This is a genomic window from Acinetobacter sp. 228, assembly GCF_048147885.1.
This window is the reverse complement of the sequence record NZ_JAYWYV010000142.1, coordinates 1-1,739: the sequence shown is the minus strand read 5'-3', so window position 1 is coordinate 1,739 and position 1,739 is coordinate 1. Positions and strand designations below refer to the sequence as shown.

The following is a 1,739-nucleotide window of genomic DNA, read 5'->3' as shown; positions in this document are numbered from 1 at the left end:
CAATATAAAACTCCGCAACATTGGGAAGTTGTACTAAAGCAGTATCACCCTTGCCCAAGCCTTTTTCAGCTAGTCGAGAAGCTAAATTTGTTGATAGCCGGTCCAGCTCGATATAACTCAACTGACGCTCACCACAAATAATTGCCGGCGAATGCGGATGCGATTGAACCCCTACCGTTAAAATGCGCGTCAAAGGTTGGTCAATCCAATAACCTTTATTTCGATAGTGTTGCGCTCTTTCTGGAGACCAGCGAACAAACTCAATCAACTGTTTTTTCATGACATTCTAAATATTCAATTTAATTTAATGGTTATCAAGCTATTGATTCTTGGTAAATTTTCTTACATATCGGCATAAATATTTAATTTGAATACCGACAAAAGAAAACTCTTAAGACGGACAAGCTATATATTCACAGCAAAATTGGAAATGATTAACAAATGCAACTGGTAATCATTTTCATTTGTTTGTATGATGCTGAAACAAGATTAATTTGTCAACCGAGTTATCGTTCAATGTGTGAATTAACTTCGATGCAAGCGGCCTGCTGGTTTGGTCGCTCTGGCAACGCAACTTTAGGTGGGGTTGCTGCCCACCTCTATGCAGAATTTGACGGTCAATTTATTGATCTACAAAAATTACATTTAGCACTTCAACGACTTTATAAAGAACACCCTATTTTGAGATTAAGTTTGAGTGCCGATGGCATCGCAAACATCATGTCTGAGAAGACTCAACAGATCTTAGAAGTCGATGATTTTTCAAAGCTTAGCGATCATCAAATTGAGCAAATGCTCATGCAAAAACGGGAGCAATGGACCCATCAAAAACTTGATCTAAGTCAGGGCCAGACTGCAAGATTTTCTATAAGTGTTCTTAAAAATAATATTTTTCGTTTTCATGTAGATACGGACATGATTGCTATAGATCCGTCCAGCTTCTTGAATTTAATGGAAGATCTTTCTTTGTTTTATGAAGACCCAGAAATATCATTCTCCCGTCCGCCTAATTTTTTTGACTGGTATCAAAAAATACGGACAGACCCTGACCTAAAAAAATTAAACCAACGAGACCGCTTATGGTGGAAACAACGTCTGCCTCATATTAGTCCTGCTCCGTCTCTACCTTTCATTCATCAAGAATTTAAAACAGCAAAAAGTGATCGTTTAAGTACGTGGTTATCGCCAAAAGAACGAAAAGCATTACAACAACTTGCTAGAGAACAACGCATTACTGTGACCAACCTGATATTAGGTTTATTTGCATATACGCTTGGTCATGCAACCAAAGATCACAGCTTCCGATTAAATATTCCTACTTTTTGGCGTGAGCCGGTTTTAAAAAATGTCGAAGGCACTATTGGTGATTTTGCTAATCTAGTCATCCTTGATGTCGATATGAAAGGAATAACTACCTTAGCTGCATTCTGCAAACAAATAGCAAATCAAATGCTTGAGTTATTAGAGCATTCACATTATTCGGGTGTGAATGTTCTACGTGACTTGTCCCGTTATCATGGTAGTGCACAGATTGCTCCAGTGGTATTTACAGCGGCACTCGACTTAGAAAACGATAATTTGCTTTCCGAACGTGTCCGCCGTGTTTTTGGCTCAATGAATTGGGTCATTTCACAAGGGCCACAAGTTGCACTTGATGCACAAGTTGCTCATGTAGATGACGGTATTTTAGTTAATTGGGACATCCGTTTAGATGCTCTACCCAAAGAATGGATCACGAA

Annotated in this window: 1 protein-coding gene and 1 pseudogene; one reads left to right on the top strand and one right to left on the bottom strand. The window is 38.7% G+C overall.

Going from position 1 to position 1,739, the window contains the following annotated elements:
• Positions 1-280, bottom strand: a 280-nt coding sequence (locus tag VXQ92_RS16750; protein WP_416682581.1) for an AMP-binding protein, incomplete at its 3' end; no start/stop codon positions are given.
• Between the two features lie 161 nt (positions 281-441).
• On the opposite strand from VXQ92_RS16750, the pseudogene basD reads away from it, so the two are divergent.
• Positions 442-1,739, top strand: a pseudogene (gene basD / locus VXQ92_RS16745) (acinetobactin non-ribosomal peptide synthetase subunit BasD); the annotation flags it as partial.